This window comes from Anabaena sp. CS-542/02 (assembly GCF_028331085.1).
In the GTDB taxonomy this organism is placed as follows: domain Bacteria; phylum Cyanobacteriota; class Cyanobacteriia; order Cyanobacteriales; family Nostocaceae; genus Anabaenopsis; species Anabaenopsis arnoldii.
The window spans coordinates 1-18,125 of record NZ_JAQMTM010000040.1 but is presented as its reverse complement, the minus strand read 5'-3'; the positions used below and the strand labels follow the sequence as shown (position 1 = coordinate 18,125).

General features: G+C 41.7%; 19 protein-coding genes. 13 read left to right on the top strand and 6 right to left on the bottom strand.

Going from position 1 to position 18,125, the window contains the following annotated elements; genetic code table 11:
- Nucleotides 1-24: 24 nt before the first annotated feature.
- Nucleotides 25-837, top strand: a complete 813-nt coding sequence (locus tag PN447_RS03660; protein WP_271760908.1) for a Uma2 family endonuclease — start codon at nucleotides 25-27, stop codon at nucleotides 835-837.
- A 66-nt stretch (nucleotides 838-903) separates the two neighbouring features.
- On the opposite strand, the gene PN447_RS03655 is transcribed toward PN447_RS03660, so the two are convergent.
- A complete protein-coding gene (locus tag PN447_RS03655; RefSeq protein ID WP_271760906.1) occupies nucleotides 904-2,499 on the bottom strand; it encodes a nickel-dependent hydrogenase large subunit in 1,596 nt (531 codons plus the stop codon).
- A 48-nt stretch (nucleotides 2,500-2,547) separates the two neighbouring features.
- Nucleotides 2,548-3,510 carry a hydrogenase small subunit gene (locus tag PN447_RS03650; protein ID WP_271760904.1) on the bottom strand — a complete coding sequence of 321 codons (963 nt, stop codon included), beginning with the start codon at nucleotides 3,508-3,510 and terminating at the stop codon, nucleotides 2,548-2,550.
- Nucleotides 3,511-4,254: 744 nt separating this feature from the next.
- On the opposite strand from PN447_RS03650, the gene PN447_RS03645 reads away from it, so the two are divergent.
- The 11 genes from PN447_RS03645 to hypB all read left to right on the top strand — a co-directional run bounded on the left by PN447_RS03645 (nucleotide 4,255) and on the right by hypB (nucleotide 14,384).
- Nucleotides 4,255-5,232 (top strand): hypothetical protein, encoded by a 978-nt coding sequence (locus PN447_RS03645; protein ID WP_271760902.1) that lies wholly within the window; start codon nucleotides 4,255-4,257, stop codon nucleotides 5,230-5,232.
- A gap of 34 nt (nucleotides 5,233-5,266) precedes the next feature.
- Entirely contained in the window at nucleotides 5,267-5,506 is a 240-nt protein-coding gene (locus tag PN447_RS03640; protein WP_271760900.1) for a hypothetical protein, read from the top strand.
- A gap of 8 nt (nucleotides 5,507-5,514) precedes the next feature.
- Nucleotides 5,515-5,736 carry a hypothetical protein gene (locus PN447_RS03635; RefSeq protein ID WP_271731960.1) on the top strand — a complete coding sequence of 74 codons (222 nt, stop codon included), beginning with the start codon at nucleotides 5,515-5,517 and terminating at the stop codon, nucleotides 5,734-5,736.
- 204 nt (nucleotides 5,737-5,940) lie between these two features.
- A complete protein-coding gene (locus PN447_RS03630) occupies nucleotides 5,941-6,777 on the top strand; it encodes a NifU family protein (RefSeq protein WP_271760898.1) in 837 nt (278 codons plus the stop codon).
- Nucleotides 6,778-6,933: 156 nt separating this feature from the next.
- Entirely contained in the window at nucleotides 6,934-8,109 is a 1,176-nt protein-coding gene (locus tag PN447_RS03625) for a hypothetical protein (protein ID WP_271760897.1), read from the top strand.
- A 44-nt stretch (nucleotides 8,110-8,153) separates the two neighbouring features.
- On the top strand, nucleotides 8,154-10,532 hold the full coding sequence (gene hypF, locus PN447_RS03620) for a carbamoyltransferase HypF (protein ID WP_271760970.1): 2,379 nt from the start codon (nucleotides 8,154-8,156) through the stop codon (nucleotides 10,530-10,532).
- A gap of 74 nt (nucleotides 10,533-10,606) precedes the next feature.
- Nucleotides 10,607-10,858 (top strand): HypC/HybG/HupF family hydrogenase formation chaperone, encoded by a 252-nt coding sequence (locus tag PN447_RS03615; RefSeq protein WP_271731954.1) that lies wholly within the window; start codon nucleotides 10,607-10,609, stop codon nucleotides 10,856-10,858.
- Nucleotides 10,859-10,904: 46 nt separating this feature from the next.
- Complete coding sequence (hypD, locus tag PN447_RS03610; protein ID WP_271760895.1) at nucleotides 10,905-12,044, top strand: hydrogenase formation protein HypD; 1,140 nt, start codon at nucleotides 10,905-10,907, stop codon at nucleotides 12,042-12,044.
- 37 nt (nucleotides 12,045-12,081) lie between these two features.
- Nucleotides 12,082-13,155, top strand: a complete 1,074-nt coding sequence (hypE, locus tag PN447_RS03605; RefSeq protein ID WP_271760894.1) for a hydrogenase expression/formation protein HypE — start codon at nucleotides 12,082-12,084, stop codon at nucleotides 13,153-13,155.
- Nucleotides 13,156-13,197: 42 nt separating this feature from the next.
- The gene (hypA, locus tag PN447_RS03600; protein ID WP_271760892.1) at nucleotides 13,198-13,539 is read left to right on the top strand and encodes a hydrogenase maturation nickel metallochaperone HypA; all 342 of its coding nucleotides are present in this window, start codon (nucleotides 13,198-13,200) and stop codon (nucleotides 13,537-13,539) included.
- Complete coding sequence (gene hypB / locus PN447_RS03595; protein ID WP_271760890.1) at nucleotides 13,530-14,384, top strand: hydrogenase nickel incorporation protein HypB; 855 nt, start codon at nucleotides 13,530-13,532, stop codon at nucleotides 14,382-14,384. Before hypA ends, hypB begins: the two co-directional genes overlap by 10 nt.
- 51 nt (nucleotides 14,385-14,435) lie before the next feature.
- On the opposite strand, the gene PN447_RS03590 is transcribed toward hypB, so the two are convergent.
- The 4 genes from PN447_RS03590 to PN447_RS03575 all read right to left on the bottom strand — a co-directional run bounded on the left by PN447_RS03590 (nucleotide 14,436) and on the right by PN447_RS03575 (nucleotide 17,384).
- A complete protein-coding gene (locus PN447_RS03590) occupies nucleotides 14,436-14,807 on the bottom strand; it encodes a hypothetical protein (protein WP_271760889.1) in 372 nt (123 codons plus the stop codon).
- A complete protein-coding gene (locus PN447_RS03585; protein WP_271760888.1) occupies nucleotides 14,800-15,804 on the bottom strand; it encodes an LLM class flavin-dependent oxidoreductase in 1,005 nt (334 codons plus the stop codon). The genes PN447_RS03590 and PN447_RS03585 overlap by 8 nt, the downstream gene beginning before the upstream one ends.
- Before the next feature lie 12 nt (nucleotides 15,805-15,816).
- Nucleotides 15,817-16,155 (bottom strand): hypothetical protein, encoded by a 339-nt coding sequence (locus tag PN447_RS03580; protein WP_271760887.1) that lies wholly within the window; start codon nucleotides 16,153-16,155, stop codon nucleotides 15,817-15,819.
- 590 nt (nucleotides 16,156-16,745) lie between these two features.
- Nucleotides 16,746-17,384 carry a histidine phosphatase family protein gene (locus PN447_RS03575; RefSeq protein ID WP_200988015.1) on the bottom strand — a complete coding sequence of 213 codons (639 nt, stop codon included), beginning with the start codon at nucleotides 17,382-17,384 and terminating at the stop codon, nucleotides 16,746-16,748.
- 532 nt (nucleotides 17,385-17,916) lie between these two features.
- Between PN447_RS03575 and PN447_RS03570 the strand changes: the two genes are divergently transcribed.
- Nucleotides 17,917-18,125, top strand: a 209-nt coding sequence (locus PN447_RS03570; RefSeq protein WP_271760885.1) for a hypothetical protein, incomplete at its 3' end; no start/stop codon positions are given.

The window sequence follows — 18,125 nt, the reverse complement described above, 5'->3', positions numbered from 1 at the left end:
CGTCATAAATAACAGGTAGTGTTTATGGTAACATCCTCCCTAGTTAGTCAAACCACATCACCCCCAGGGATAGTTATCACTTGGGAACCATTACCGCAGGACTTTGACCTAGAGGATGAACCGGTGGATAATACAGGACAGCCACTATTAGCAGGTGCATTAAGAGAAAGTTTAGAAATTGCTGGTTTTATCCAACCACAAATCTTAATCGCGGCTAACTTTGGGCTATGTGCTACCCTAGATGGCCAGTTTATTGCTAAAGCCCCGGATTGGTTATATGTACCGGGAGTTAAGGAAATATTACCAGATAGGAAAAGCTATACACCCCACCTAGAGGGAGATATTCCCGCCATAGTCATGGAGTTTCTTTCAGATAAAGAGGGGGGGGAATATTCAGTCAAACGTACATACCCACCCGGTAAATGGTTTTTTTATGAACAAATTTTACAAGTTCCAGTGTATGTAATTTTTGAGCCAGAGGGAGGACTATTAGAATATTATCAGTTAGAAAATGGGCGGTATGAGTTAAAGTCAGCGGATGAAAATGGCCGCCACTGGGTAGAGAGTATGGGGCTATTTTTAGGAACATGGCGGGGAGACAAGGAAGGGCGCAGTGGTTATTGGTTGAGATGGTGGGATAATCAAGGTAATTTGTTACCCTGGGCGGTGGAGAAGATTTTACAAGAAAGCCAACGCGCCGAACAGGAGCGCCAACGTGCCGAACAAGAAAGCCAACGCGCCGAACAAGAGCGCCAACGCGCCGAACAAGAACGCCAAGAAAAGGAAAAACTCAGAGCCTATTTACAATCCCGGGGAATTGATCCTGATATTTTGTAGGGTGGGTCAAATAATCATTGATAGCAACAATTAACAACTTGCTGCTACCAAGACATCAAACTACACCTAAGCAGTACGAAAACGTGCCAACTCTGCGCCAGTTTTCGCATCGTGAGCGTGAACAGTACACACTAAACAGGAATCAAACGATCGCGCCACGTGACCAACCTCCACCGGGTCGGTAGAATCTTCTATGGGTGTCCCGATTAAAGCTTCTTCAATGGGACCGCGTTTACCTTCACCGTCACGGGGGCCAATATTCCAAGTACCAGGAGCAATTACTTGGTAATTCTTAATTTTACCCTTTTCTACCTCCACCCAGTGAGACAAAGCTCCCCGCGCTGCTTCCGTTGCGCCCCAACCATGTCCATCTTTTTCTGTAGGTTTAATATACCAAGGGTCATTTAATTTAAACTCCCGTAAGCAGTGTTCAGCTTGGCGATATAACTTGACAAGTTCATGAACTCGTCCTAGTTGACGCAGGTGAACACTAGCACCACCCATGTGCTTAAAGACATCTAGAATAAAGCCGTCATGGTGTTGCCAGGATTCGCCATGATTACCACCAGCTACTAACTGCCGGGCTAGGGGTCCAGCTTCTAAGCGTCCGAAATCTTGGTGACGTACAGCACTAGACCAAGAGTAAGCATTGTCAAAGTCTTTACTGTTATTTACCGTGGGTTTAGTAGTGCGGTTGGTTGGGTGAATATCTGCGCTACCTTCGTCATACCAGGAATGAGTGGTATTTTCCCGGATTTGGGACTGCTCCATCAAAGTGTGAGTATCGCTGAAGCTGTCATATACACCACTTTTCATAATCATGGCAGCATTGCGCCCAGCAATGGTGGGCTTTTGGTATTTGTCCTCATGGGCTAAATATCCCCAAGTGACATATTTACCAACACCAGCGCCATATCTGTCAAGACCGATATCTAAACCCATGCGCCAATAAAAACCCAAGTCAGACTCACGATGATTCAGGTCTTCATCTAGCCAGGCCATAAAATCATCATAGGTGCGGATTTGTTCATAGCGTTCTAGGGAACAACCCAACCATACAGGCTCTAACCAATTGGTGCGGAAGTATTCCAGGATGGCCCAAGCGCGGGTAATATCGGTGAGGGTGGGGGCGCACATCACACCACCAGGAACCATGTAACTAGAATGCGGCCATTGACCACCGAATAAAGCATAGATTTCTACAGGTTTGCCGGAAATTGTGACACCAATTTCATAAGATTTACCAGTGAAAGCTGCAAAGCGGCGACAAGCTTCTTCATAAAAGCGACTACGACGGTAATTTTTATTGGTGAGGTCAATGGCAAACAATCCATAAAAATATCTAGGTATACTTTGCATTGTTTCCACAATTTGACCCAAATTTCTGGCCAATATGGCATTGCGAGGTACTTCTGTACCCCAAAGTGTATCTAATGCCCAAGAGGCACTGGTGAGATGGGAACCACCGCAGATACCGCAGATGCGGGGTGTGACAATTAATCCGGCTTGGGGGTCTTTGCCGCGTAAGATAATTTCAAAGCCGCGAAACAGTTCGGCGTGTGTCCAGGCGTTCACTACCCGCCCATTTTCAATATCAACGCGCACATCTAAATCCCCCTCAACTCTACCAACGGGGGAAATATCTAATGTTTTAATTGCCATTCTCCTCTCCTGTAATTAATTAAGGAATGGGGTCTCTAGTCCCATTCCCTAAACTGTGAAAAAGTCTTCTTCTGCCCAAGCTGGGGCTGCATCTTTAGCGGCCATGGTCAACACGGCGTAGTCTTTGGGTTTGACTCCGGGGGGTAGTTCTTTAGGAACTCCCATGATTGTTTGGGTTTTAAATACGGTTCCCGGTTGGAGGTCAAAGAAGGGGAATTCTGGTTCTGTACAACCTAAACAAGGCATACCGACGCGAGTTTTGGAGGAAACACGGTTCCACAAAATGCGGTTACAGGATGAGTGGGTCATGGGACCACGACAGCCTAAATCATAAAATAGGCAACCTTTACGTTGACCAAATTCCCCTGTGGATGCTTTGTAAGCAAAGTGAACGTTACGGGTACAGCCTGTTTGAGTGTATGTGTTGAAGAAGGTTTGGGGACGATGTAATTCATCTAGGGCGATGTCGGTTATGCGTCCAGTGGCGATCGCCACTAATATCTGCGTAATCCAATCGGGATGGGCGGGACATCCGGGAATATTAATTACGGGTAGTCCGGCTTTAGAAACAAAATCCTGACCTAAAAAGCCCCCCGGTTGACGCTTGAGAAATTGCAACCCTGTTGATTCGCTGGGGTTGGGTGACATGGCTGGGATTCCCCCCCATGTGGCGCAGTCTCCGACTGCTACAATGTATTTAGCCGCTTGGGATAGGTCGGTTAACCAGTCTTTCATGGGGCGATCGGCGAAACGGTTCCATTCCCCTGTACCATTGGGGGCATTTACAACGCTGCCTTCAAAGACTAAGATATCTAGGGGAATTTTGCCTAGGATGCAATCCCAGAGGAGGGTTTGTAAGTCGTTACCTAGTTCCAGTCCCAAGGAGGGATGCCAAAGTACCTTAATACCAAAGTCGGCAATTAAATCGCACACTGTCGGTTCTTCGGCGTTAAGAAATGACATGGTGTTACCTGAGCACGCACCACCTTGCAGCCATAGTACGTTAGTCATTAGCTACACATTTTTGTATTGTTGATTATGCACTGATGGAGGTGATGAGACTTGTAGAGTATCACCTGTTTATCAATATTTATTATTATAATTTAATTTTTGAATTGATTATTTTTTCTTCATCAAAAGATAATATACTCTTGAAGTTACCAACGTACAAATACCTTTTACAGCAGTTTTTAAGTAAATAAATATCATAAATCTTGTGGGTTGGGCATCGGTGCCCGTCATTTTCTGCTTAAATCAGATCAAAGGGTTTGTAAATTAAAGCCTTTTTCAGGCTCATGAAGTACACACCAATTCCCTATTCTCTATTCCTTGTTCCCTGTTCCGGTGTTCCCTCAAACTAAAAAACTTTGTACCTCACGATCATGGGAAATTCTATAAATATTTCAGGTGTTTAAAGGTGATATCAATATTGGCAATTTACCGGTTGATTTTGCTCAACAGATGCCTTATGGTAAAAGAATTGATTTTCTAAATTTTCCAGATAGATTAATCTAATCTATAGCTTTTTGATGTGTCTAATGAAGTACACACTAATTCGTTACCTGCTCCCTAAAACTAAAAAACTTTGTACCTCACGAGCATGGGAAATGCTATAGCGCCGATTTCATTCTTACCTACTTGGATTTGATTTTGGGCTTAATTGCCAAGTGTTGATTTATGGGATTTTAAACCTGTGTACATCCGCCGAGTTGATAAATTTACCCACTAATGGGCTTTGACCAAATCACGGCAGTTATGAACCCCACTATTACAGATTCAGCAGTAAAAGCTGCGATCGCAGCTATTGGCTCGGAGTCGGCCACAGTAGCAGAAAAAATCCAGATGCTGATTGAAATGGCTCAAGGCTTTCATAAGCAGCCCAAAACCGCCCAAGATTTACGCAATGCAATGGGTCTATATTACCGAGCCTATCAGATGTGTGGTGAGGAATACCCCCTATTGCAAGCCAGGGCTTTGGTGGGGATGGCAGGGACGTTACAAAGTATACCTGATGGCGGTTCTCAACTGCTGCTAGAAGCCAAAGCAAATTATCAGCAGGCTTTGCCAATTTTACAGCAATTAGCATTACCGGAAGAAGTGGCAGAGGCACAGATGAATCTGGGGCTGGTTTTGCAGTCGTTAGTACCATTCAATCTGGCACGGATGACGGACAGTATCCAAGCCTATCATCAGGCTTTGCAGGTGTTTACTTGGGATAATTACCCACAGGAATACGCAATTTTATACAATAATATTGCGATCGCCTACTTGTCTATGCCCATGGCTTCACAACAAGAATACCTACGCCAAGGGTTAGCAGTACAATCCTTTGAAGTAGCATTAAAGCACATTAACTTAATTGACCATCCTCGTGAATATGCCATGTTGCAAAACAATTTGGGTAATGCTTTGCAATATTTAGTCAGTTCCCATCCTGTGGATAATAACTTACGGGCGATCGCAGCTTATGACGAAGCCCTCAAAGTCCGTAACCCCATAGACACCCCCCTAGAATACGCCAACACCATATCGAATAAAGCCAACGCCTTATTCAACTTACCCGACGATGTAGAAAAGCCAGAATCAGGGAATCCTCAAAACCTCCTCCAAGCATATAATTACTATCAAGAAGCTTGGGCAATTTTCACCAAACACGAACAGCAAGAACAAGCAGAAATTGTTACGCAAGCTATACAAGATATAGAAGCACAAATGCGCGTAACTATGGATTAGTTGGGAATTTACTTACACCTATCACCGAATCACCATGACAGAAATACTAACCAACTTAGCAGATGGTAACTTAAACCTAACCACAGAAATTACCTGGATATTGATAGCTACAGCTATATCAATGTTTAGTGGTGCTATTAGTGCCATGATATTAGCTGGAAAAGATATTGGCTATCAATTTTCAGCCACTTTAGGGGCATTATTTGCCCCTGCTGGTGTGATTCCCGCCATATTATTAAGTTTTGCTCTACTCAACCTATTCAGCAGTTATTAGGAGGCATAATGTTAGAACTGGGATGGCTATCTGCCAAATTATTTTTCAAAGGTAAACTTCTGCGTGACCCATGGGATTTTTTCCAAAAAATTCTTATGGCTTCAGGTATTAGTTCTCTCATATTGATATTATCTCAAACTGCACTCCCTTTTTACCTAGCAGTGACAGTATCTAGTTTAATTACAGGTGCCATGATGCCATATTTATTGAAAGATTTCAAAATGAAATAAATCTACTATCTGCAATTAATCAAATACAGATGAATCATGACTTATATGTATTCATCTGTATACCCTGCGGTTAGTAGTTAATTGCAGCAAATTTTATTTAAATGAGAGGGCGGGAAAATACTGAGCCTATAATAAAATTGATAACTTGGCTAATAATTATATCACCAAGTCAGCCAAATACTACCAACTATCAACCAATATCTCATGACCAAGCTGGAAGAATTAGTTACAGAGATTAACCGATTTGAAGCGATTATATCCCAATGGGATGAAAGCCAAAGGTGTGTAGCTGTAGGACTAAAAAGAGCGATTGAAGATTTACATAAAGCAGCACTGACCAGTTTAATTAAAACCGTCAAAAAAGAATCAATATCGGCCTTGCGGCAGGCAGTAGATGATGACATAGTATATTCAGTTCTGCTGTACCACGAACTAATTAAACCGCCACAAGCACCTTTAATAGACAGAATTCAAGCTGCTCTTGCAGAAGTTCGACCAGGCTTAAAAAGCCATAACGGGGATGTAGAATTTTCAGCACTGAAAGCACCTGATACAGTAGAAGTTAAATTAATTGGTACTTGTAGCAGCTGTCCCACTTCCAATTTAACCTTAAGTCAAAGTGTGGAACAGGCGATAAAAAATCATTGTCCCGAAATTACTAAAGTTGTTGCTGTTAATCATAGTGCTACCGCTGTCAATAGTGCATTTTATCCGGAGGATACAGCGACTTGGGTGAAAGTGACAACAGTGGATCAAATTCCCCCATCTGGAATATTGACAGGTAAAATAGGCAAGAATTCCCTGATTTTATATCGTCATGGTGAAAATGTTAACTGTTACCTGAATGCTTGCCCACACCTAGCAACTCCTTTAGATAGAGGTAAGTTAGATAATCACATTCTCACTTGTGCATCTCATGGATTTCAGTATAACTTACAAACTGGTGAATGTTTAACTGTTGCGGATATTCCATTACAGTCTTATCCAGTACACATTAAAACCGATAAAGTGTTTGTAAAATTGCCTAAATATTCTCTTTAATATCAGCAGTTTTTACATTCTCATGAAGTACACACCAATTCCCTATTCCCTATTCCCTATTCCCTATTCCCTATTCCCTATTCCCTGTTCCCTGTTCCCTGTTCCCTGTTCCCTCAAAAAAAATACCCTGTATTTATCAATCTTGATCTGTGGTTAATGGATATACCCATCAATATTATTAATCCTGCGTCCCAGTTATTACTGTTATCCCCTCATGGTGCTGAGGTGATTTTAGGTGATATAATTACACCAGAAATATTAGCAGTGCCTATAGTACCTAGTCCGGTATCTATGTTTGGCCCCCGTGGTGCTTGTTTATTATCTCCAACCGGTCCATTATGGGTATCCGATACAGGACATCACCGCTTATTAGGATGGCGAAATTTACCCACTAGAGATAGTCAACCAGCTGACTGGGTAATTGGACAACCGGATTTTGAGCATGAGGGACAAAATGCTAAAAGTTCACCGGGGAGAAATACTTTTAGTGTTCCTACGGGAATTTGTGCTTGTGGTACCGGGTTAGCGGTGGCTGATGCTTGGAATCATCGGGTATTGATTTGGTATAATGTCCCGGAAGATAGTCATGTACCAGCAGATTTAGTGTTAGGTCAAGCTGATTTTAGCCATTGTGAACCCAATGGAGGTACTTCAGCAGCAGCTGATAGTATGCACTGGCCCTATGGTGTTTTCTATCATCAAGGTAAGTTATTTGTGGCTGATACGGGAAATCGGCGGTTATTAATTTGGCATGAATTACCTACAGAAAATGGTCAACCAGCTGATTTAGTTTTGGGACAACCAGATCTGATATCACGCCATGAAAATGGGGGGGGTGCTCCTACTGCTGCGAGTATGCGCTGGTGTCATGATATTACGGTTTGGGATGATAATTTAGTGGTGGCTGATGCGGGTAATCATCGGGTAATGATTTGGGACGGAATACCTACAGAAAATAATGCGCCTTGTGCGGTGGTTTTGGGACAAAAAAGCTTTGATGTTGTGGAAATGAATCAAGGTGTTTATTTTCCTAGTGCTGGTAGTATGAGTATGCCTTATGGTGTAGGTGTTGGTAATGATTGGTTGCTGGTTGCTGATACTGCTAATTCCCGGTTGTTAGGATGGAAAAGACGGGAATCTTTATTATTGCAGGGGGCGATGGCTGATGCGATCGCCGGACAAGGAAATTTTCAGAGTAAAGGTGAAAACCGTAATTTTGGTTTACCAGGGCGAGATAGTTTAAATTGGTGTTATGGGGTGAAGGTTTGCGGTAATACTGTGGTAATTGCTGATTCTGGAAATAATCGGGTTTTGTTGTGGCGGTTACAGTAAGAGTTTTTTAAATCCTCATGCACAAAAAAAGAACCATGGAAGATGTGGTAACCGAAGAAATTAGAGTTCGTGGTACTGTTCAGGGTGTGGGATTTCGCCCTACTGTTTATCGTCTAGCTAAAGCTGGGGGGTTGTGTGGTGAAGTTTGTAATGATGGTGATGGGGTTTTAATTCGGGTGTCTGGAAGTGAGGGGGCGATCGCTGACTTTGTGGAGCGGTTATATATTGAATGTCCTCCTTTGGCAAAAATTCAGGAGTTGATTCGCACACCTTATGAGGGTAATTGGAGTTTTCCTGATTTTGTGATTTCCCACAGTGTCAGCAGTTCTATTAAAACTGAAATTGCTCCTGATGCGGCCACTTGTCCCCAATGTCAACAAGAAATTTTTGACCCCTTTAGTCGGTTTTTTCGTTACCCTTTTACTAATTGCACTCACTGCGGTCCCCGGTTCAGTATTATTCGTGGGATTCCCTACGATAGATGCAATACCAGTATGTCTGCGTTTCCTATGTGTGCAGAATGTGAGCAGGAGTATAATGATGTAGAAAATCGCCGTTTTCATGCCCAACCTGTAGCTTGTCATACTTGCGGACCCACAGCTTGGTTAGAACGCGCTGATGGTCAACCTGTGACGGCTTCCATGTTTTCTATGCTTGATGATGTGGATGCTGTTTGTACTTTGCTGCAAAAAGGGGAGATTGTGGCTATTAAGGGGTTGGGTGGTATTCATCTGGCTTGTGATGCAACTCAAGAGGGGGTTGTGCAAAAACTCCGTCAACGTAAACACCGTGATCATAAGCCTTTGGCTTTAATGGCGCGGGATATTTCTATTATTGAACAATATTGTATAGTCAACCCCAGGGAAAGGGAATTATTACAGAGTCCCGCTGCGCCTATTGTTTTGTTACATCAGAAACAATGGGAAAATGAAGATGAGCAGATAATTCCTCAGTTTCCCATTGCGCCTGCAGTTGCACCAGGGCAAAATACCCTGGGTTTTATGTTACCTTATACGCCTTTACATCATTTAATTTTACGGCGGATGAATCGCCCCATTGTGTTAACCAGTGGGAATATTGCTGATGAACCACAATGTATTGACAATGGGGAAGCTAGGGAAAAGTTAGGTAAAATAGCTGATTATTTTCTCTTACACAATCGGGAAATTGTCAACCGAGTTGATGATTCTGTGGCGCGGGTGGTTGATGATCAAGTAAAAATCATTCGCCGAGCTAGGGGATACGCACCAGCACCGATGAAGTTACCCCCAGGATTTGAGCAGGTACCGCCGATTTTAGCAATGGGTAGTCAGTTAAAAAATACCTTTTGTCTGTTGCGGGAAAATGAGGCGATTGTTTCTCAGCATTTGGGGGATTTAGGAAATGCAGGGGCTTTTTATAGCTATCATGATACCCTCAATCTCTATTTAAATTTATTTGAACATCAACCACAAGCGATCGCTGTTGACAAACATCCTGAATATCTGGCGACAAAACTGGGTAAGGAAGTCGCACCTGTGAATAAAGTTAAACTGCATCAGATCCAACATCATCACGCCCATATTGCTGCTTGTATGGCAGAAAATGGTATTCCTTTAAATGCACCCCCAGTTTTAGGTATTGTTTTAGATGGTTTGGGTTATGGAGAAGATGGTACATTTTGGGGGGGAGAATTTCTGTTAGCAGACTATCGCCGATTTCAGCGATTAGCAACTTTTAAGCCTGTAGCTATGATTGGGGGTGAAAAGGCTATTTACCAACCTTGGCGTAACACCTACGCCCATTTACTCAGCGCTGATATTTGGGAGACTTGTCAACAAGAATATTCTGACTTGGAAATTATCAAATTTTTACAGCAAAAGCCTTTAAAGCTGATTAATCAAGCTCTAGCACAGGGAATTAATTCCCCTCTCGCTTCCTCCGTTGGGAGGTTATTCGATGGGGTAGCAGCTGCTATGGGTATTTTTCCCGAAAAATGCAGCTATGAAGGACAAGCGGCGATCGCCATGGAGGCTTTAGTTAATCCTCTGAGTTTAAATAATTATGAAGAAACTCTAATTTATCCTTTTGAGGTGAATTTTTCCGATAGTATTTACTATATAGACTCCAAACCAATGTGGCCAGAATTACTTCAAGACCTGCACAAACAAGTTAAGCCATCAGATATAGCTAGGAAATTTCATCAAAGTTTATCTCAAACTATTGTCAATTTAGTTAAACATCTGTGTCACGAAAATGTAATTAATCAGGTGGCGTTAACAGGGGGTGTATTTCAAAACTGTATCTTATTAGCACAGGTAAAGGCAGGTTTAGAAAACTTAGGTATCCATGTACTGACACATAATTTATTTCCTGCCAATGATGGCAATATATCATTGGGACAGGGGGTGATTACAGCAGCACAATTAATGAATGTTCCTTAAAATGCTGTTGAGGTTAATTTCCCCCAAAGTAAGGTTGTACGGCTACCCTATGGTTATTGTTACAGAAAAAAACAATGTGTTTAGGAATTCCCGGTCAAATTATCGAAATCAGCGATATTAACCATAAGTTAGCTATCGTTAATATCGGTGGAGTTAAACGTCAAGTTAATATTGCTTGTATTGTTAATGAAGAACATCCCCCGGAAAAATGTATCGGTGATTGGGTACTAGTTCATGTTGGTTTCGCGATGAATCGGATTAATGAGGAGGAAGCAAAAGAAACATTACAACTACTAGCAGAACTAGCTCAAGCAGTGAGTAATTAAAGGTCTACGGGTTACGCCACGCTACGCTATCAGCAAAAATACTTTTATGAAATACGTTGATGAATTTCGAGAACCTGAAAAAGCCGCAGCTTTAACCAAGCAAATCACTAAACTTGGTCAGCAGCTAGAAAAACCTATTAAAATCATGGAAGTATGCGGGGGACATACCCATTCTATATTTAAATATGGTATTGAAGATATCCTTCCCCATAACTTAGAACTGATACATGGCCCCGGTTGTCCTGTGTGTGTGATGCCAAAGGGAAGATTAGATGATGCGATCGCCATCTCCCAACATGATAACGTTATCCTCGCCACATTTGGCGACACTATGCGGGTTCCTGGTTCCCATACTAGCCTATTGCAAGCCAAAGCTAGGGGCGCAGATATTCGCATGGTATACTCCCCATTAGATAGTTTACAAATCGCCAGAGACAACCCAGATAAAGAGATAGTCTTTTTTGCCCTAGGCTTTGAAACCACCGCCCCCAGTACCGCCCTCACCATCTTACAAGCAGCAGCGGAGAACATCACTAATTTTAGTATGTTTTCTAATCATGTGCTGGTAATTCCCGCCCTCGAAGCCCTACTAGATAACCCCGACTTACAACTAGATGGATTTATTGGCCCTGGTCATGTGAGTATGGTAATTGGGACAGAACCCTATGAATTTATTTCCCAAAAATATCATAAACCTATAGTAGTTTCCGGGTTTGAACCCTTAGATATACTCCAATCAATTTGGATGCTCCTACAGCAACTAGTAGAAAATCGTTGCGAAGTTGAAAATCAATATAACAGATTAGTAGAACCAGCGGGAAACCTAGTAGCATTACAAGCCATAAACCAAGTTTTTGCAGTCAGAGAAAACTTTGATTGGCGGGGTTTAGGGGAGATACCTAAATCAGGCTTAAAAATCCGTCCTGAATATGGCCAATTTGACGCAGAACTAAAATTTACTATTCCTAACTTAAAAGTCAGGGACCACAAAGCCTGTCAATGTGGAGAAATCCTGAAAGGAACCTTAAAACCTTGGCAATGTAAAGTATTTGGTACAGCTTGTACACCAGAAACACCCATAGGAAGCTGTATGGTTTCCTCCGAAGGAGCCTGTGCAGCCTATTACAAATATGGCAGACTGGCTACCATGAATAAAAAAGCCGAAAAAATCGCCTTAACCCCATAGCAGAATCATCATACTGCTGCTGACTCAATATTTAAATATGAATATTTCCCCCAACAACAAAACCCAAAACCCCCCCAAAACTAAACTTAGAGATACTCATATTACCCTCGCCCACGGTAGCGGGGGTAAAGCCATGCGGGATTTAATCCAAGATATTTTTGTTAGCAGTTTTGATAATCAAATTCTTGCACAACTAGAAGACCAAGCCAGCGTTAAATTAGCTAACCTTACAGCACAAGGTGATAGACTGGCATTTACCACAGATTCCTATGTAGTAGACCCTTTATTTTTTCCCGGTAGTGACATTGGGGAATTAGCCGTTAATGGTACCATTAACGACTTAGCCGTTAGTGGTGCAAAACCTTTATACCTCAGTTGTAGCGTAATTTTAGAAGAAGGTCTATCTGTGGAAACCCTGCGCCGGGTAGTTGGGAGTATGAAATTAGCCGCCCAAAAAGCTGGCGTGCAAATTGTCACAGGTGATACTAAAGTTGTGCATCGTGGCGCGGCGGATAAACTATTTATTAACACTACCGGTATTGGGGTAATTCCTGAAGGAATTAACATTTCTGCCCATAATATCCAAGTGGGAGATGTAGTAATTATTAATGGTGAATTGGGAAATCATGGTACGGCGATTTTAATCGCCCGTGGGGAATTAGCATTAGAAACTAATATAGAAAGTGACTGTCAACCATTACACAGTTTAGTAGAAACTATTCTTAATGTTTGTCCTGAAGTTCACGCCATGCGGGATGCTACACGGGGCGGTTTAGCGACGGTTTTAAATGAATTTTCTCTGAGTTCTCATGTCGGTATTCGTGTCCATGAAGCATCTATTCCTATACGGGAAGAGGTACAAGGAGTTTGTGAAATCTTAGGTTTAGACCCTTTATATTTAGCTAATGAAGGTAAATTAGTTGTGGTGGTAGGGGGTAATCACGCAGAAACTGTATTATCAGCGATGAAGTCCCACCCCGCTGGGAAAGATGCTTGTATAATTGGTGAGGTTATTGCTTCACCTCCGGGAGTTGTCTTATTACAAACAACTTTTGGGACTCAAAGAATTGTTGATATGTTAGTGGGGGAACAATTACCGAGAATTTGTTAATTTTTATCTGTGTGTATCTGTGGTTTCAACTCTGATCAAAATATGCACGAATTAGGAATTACACAAAATATTGTCGCCATTGTGAGCGAACAGGCCCAAGGGGCAAAAGTTAACCGCGTAGTTTTAGAAATTGGCGCACTTTCGGCGGTTTTACCGGAAGCTATAGAGTTTTGTTTTGACATCTGTACTCAAGGTACAGTATTAGTAGGAGCCATATTAGAAATTAACATAATCCCTGGTTTAGCACGCTGTCGTACTTGCAAAGCGGAAATAAGTTTAAATAAACCTTTTGGTATATGTGGCTGTGGTAGCGTGGAATTAGATTTAATAACCGGTGAAGAACTCAAAATTAAAGAAATAGAAATAGAGGAATTATGTGTGTAACCTGCGGTTGCTCTGATAATGCTCACATTACAATCACTAATTTAGCCACAGGTGAGGTGGAACATAATCATCACCACACTCATACTCACACTTTACCTGATGGTAGTGTAATTACCCATTCCCATGATCATCAGGGTGAAGAGTCTCAAATTCATGCTAAAATTCATGGCACAACTATATCTTTACAACAAGATATATTAGCTAAAAATAATCTGTTAGCAGCCCAGAATCGGGGATGGTTTCAAGGACGGAATATTTTAGCTTTAAATTTAATGAGTTCTCCTGGTGCTGGAAAAACCACTCTCCTCACCCGGACGATTCAAGATTTAAAACACCAGTTACCTATTAGTGTGATTGAAGGGGACCAAGAAACAGCTAATGATGCTCAAAAGATTCAGGAAACAGGCTGTAAGGTTGTGCAGATTAATACTGGTACTGGTTGTCATTTAGAAGCTGCTATGATTGCTAGGGGTTTACAGCAGTTAAACCCCCCTCTCAATTCTGTGGTGATGATTGAAAATGTGGGAAATTTAGTATGTCCAGCTTTATTTGATTTGGGAGAACAAGCTAAGGTAGTGATTCTCTCGGTGACTGAGGGAGAAGATAAGCCAATAAAATATCCCCATATGTTCCGCGCTAGTGAAATTATGATTCTCACTAAGGTTGATTTATTGCCTTATGTACAGTTTGATGTGGAAAAATGTATTGAGTATGCGCGACAGGTTAACCCTAAAATTCAGGTTTTCCAGGTTTCTGCTACTACTGGTATGGGTTTAGAAAGTTGGTATGGGTGGTTATCAGCAACTGTTGCTGATTTTCTCCCAGTTTCTGTTGAACTCAGTTAAATTCCCTCCCCGAGGGCGGGGAAGGGTGAATATGATGTGACAGGTTGGGTATTAGAGCCAATCCCGATAAGCGGAAATCTCATTTACCCTGATTTCAAAGGGTGTACCTTTGCCAAAGGGAGGATAAACGCGAATTTTGGCATCACTGGTAAACCGTTCTAGCCTGTTTCCTAACTGGGGAATATTACTGACTATATGCCAGTAAGATACTATGTCAGGGCAGTCAATGATTAGTGTGAGGGTGGTACTATTCTTGGTGAGATACCATTGACATTTAGATAAGAGTACTTGAGTAATGCGATCGCAGGCCTGAAAAAAGCATATACCAGTAGACCGCTCTAACTCTAAATGCAGCATTCCATCTTGTTTTGTCACCTCGCTGGGAGGTAAATCATCAGGAGGAAGCTGGTGTAGTTTAGACATAATTCCGAACCTCTTGGTTGTAACGCTGCAAACTCTCTAAGTTGTTTTGCAAAACAAAGGAGGAGGGTTTGAGCGCTAGTGTGTCGAGATTTAACTCGTCCTGAAATCTGGTGATTTTGTCGCGACAAGTCCTCACATCACCAATAATTGAGTTCTCAATTAAGTAGTCTTCATCAAAACAAATATTTGTGCGGTCAAATGGTTTTTGGTGAGGATTTGAGCCTTTCTGGATGATTTGCGCCGTGTTGGCTTGCATTTTTTGGCTGAATTTACGGATGAATGGTAATGCGGCGCTGATTGCTTCATCGTTTGTTTTACCAACATAAAAGAACCGTGCTAATACTAGTTTCTCAGCACCACTAGGATTCACAGATCGATATTTAGCGACGGTATTTTTTAATCTCTCTAAGGAGAATGGCGGCCCCCCCATTAAGCCAAAGGAATTTTCAGCCGCAAATTGTATACCTTGATCATCACCAGTGGCTATGTAAACTGGGATTCTATGCTGCAAGGGTTTGGGGGTAATTGTCAAGCGATCGCATTGATAATACTGTCCGTTAAATGAGACATCAGCATCATACAGCAGCTTTTGAATGAGGGCGATCGCCTCTAACATTTTGGCGCGAGATTCCCCCATGGGTGTACCAAAATGCTTATTATGTTGGGGAAACGGCCCACCTTTAGCCACGCCAAATAATAATCTACCATTACACAAATTATCGAGAGTAGCAATGTCTTCCGCTACTCGGATCGGGTTATGAAATGGTAATAATACTGCTGCTGTACCTAATTGAATAGTTGAAGTTAGTCCCGCAAGGTGTCCCATCAACACCAACATAGATGAGCTGAGATTGAACTCATTAAAATGATGTTCACTTACCCAAGCTGAATCAAAACCTAAACTCTCCGCCTCTTTTACTAGCGCTACCTGTTCCCAGATGCTGTGACTAGTATTTTGATCATGGTTTTCGTAATTGCAAAAAATTCCGGTTTTCATTTTTGGCGATCGCTATTTAGTTGTCACCCATTGCAATTCCAACCACAACCGGGGATTGGTCTGCTTGAGCTTGGACATGGGATCGCGTAGCAGTCGCTTCGCGTTCATACAGACTACTTCCACTAGCCCCATATTATGTGCTAGTTCTCTGAGTATATGTTTTCGCGCTTGCACATGAGGGAGTATTTCTTCACAGCAATAAATTCCTATATATTGCAAACGTCTAGCTGGTCGTCCCCAAAAACAGGTGATAACTTTCACATGACACCCGTCTAGTAATTCCCCAAGTGTTGGGTAATATTGAGTTACGACTCTTGTGAATTCTTTAGCCAGGATATGTTCAGCAATCATATCAACTGATATTTATGTAGCGGTCATCACGCTATTTAATATAACATATTATTGTCAATTAAACCTGACAAATTATAGGATTTATTTCTATTTTTACAAAGGAATAAGTACAAATTTCATGATCGGCGATCGCACTGAAGAATCGCAAAAATTATCTAAATGCTTCAATTATATCTAAGAGGATGTTTTAAAAGTCATGATTAGTGTATCAAATATTTTTAGATCCCCCTAAATCCCCCTTGAGAAGAGGGACTTTGACTCTAGTTCCCCCCTTTTTAAGGGGGGTTAGGGGGGATCTACAGCACTTTTCAAGTAAATAAAGTACACACCTTAATATCATAAATCTTGTGGGGTGGGCATCCTGCCCGCCCTTGTACCTACTCAGATAAAATGCGCTGTAACTGGTAAATTTTCATCGAAGAAAAAACCATTCATGCAATTTTTCTTACTTCATAGTGATTCGCCATCAATCTTGCTGCATCAATAAAAAAAATGGCGCGTTACATTTCATTAACGCACCCTACAGGATCGGCGATCGCACTTTGTAAGTGAGTATGATTTCAAGGTCAACTTATACCCAGACCCTGTGATTAAGTTCCCGGACGAGAGCGCAGATGATCGGGTATGTGATGGCGATCGCCTAATATTTCCAACAAAGGACCATTAACATCAAATTTAAGCATACTTACCGACGCAACTAAAATATTGACCCGATAGCGATAGCGTCCTAAATCAATTCCCAGTAAACTACAAAGCATAATCCGAATTGTAGCTTTATGGGAAACTACTAAAACATTACCTTGAGGATGTTTTTCTTGAATTTCAGCAATTACCGACATAGAACGGTTAGCAATCTCTACCGCCGTTTCTCCACCTAGGGGCGCATTCCAGGCCGGTTCTGTTAACCATTTGACATAGTTTTCTGAGTAATTCTCTTGCACAAAGGATTTACTTTTAGTTTCCCATTCGCCATAACTACCTTCCCTCAATCCGTCACGCAACTGCATATTGACACCCACAGCATCACAAAACGGCTTGGCCGTTGCTATTGTGCGCTTCATGGGGCTAACATAAACCGCTGACCAGTCCAATTTTTGATAAACATTAGCAAAACTCTCCGCCATTTCCATTCCTGCTGTAGTCAAATCTGCATCAGTTTGACCACAAAAATTACCACTTTGGCTAAAAGTAGTTTCTCCATGTCGCAGTAAGTATAAATTAAGTGTCATAGCTGCCGTGGATTGGGAAATTAAGGAGCTTGTGCAAAAATAAACTACCACATACTTGGCTATTGAATATGTAATAGCAGAACAAAGTAATTAAGAGGTTTTTTTAGGGGCGGTATTCCTTTTTGTCTCGTTTGCACATTTTCCGACGAAATATTTTGTATGTTTATTGGTTTACCCGCTTCCAGGGTAAGTCGCTGTTGACTGGGGAGAGCATCAACAGCCATTATTCCCCGTCTGATAGCGAAAGTCCACTAAAAGTGGACTAGTGGGTTACATATAATACTCTAGGCAATGATTGTTAACTTTATTTAAAATGTTATATTCCATACTCAGTGGGATTGATCCGACTTTAGTCAAACTTAATGAGAGTAAATAAGGGGGTTTATCTCTACCCTAGGGTAGATGACAAACTGACAGTTATTCTAACTTAAAGTTATTTACACTTGTATAAATTTTAATAAACTGTCTGCTAAATCACTAACAGCTATCCTTTATATTGAAATTTCTGCCCTTGTATATCCCCTAGTTTCCCATGTCCAGACTTTTGATTAGCCAGTACCAAGCAGAAGTAGCCAAAATTATTCAGTTTGGCGGTTCCCGTAAAGAAACTTCTATTCGTGTGGCTTTTCAAAATCTTTTGAATGAATATTGCAAACCCAAGGACTTTTTACTAATTCCAGAGTTGGATTTTAAGTTACCTAATGGTAAACTAGTTTACCCCGATGGTACGGTTAAGGATGC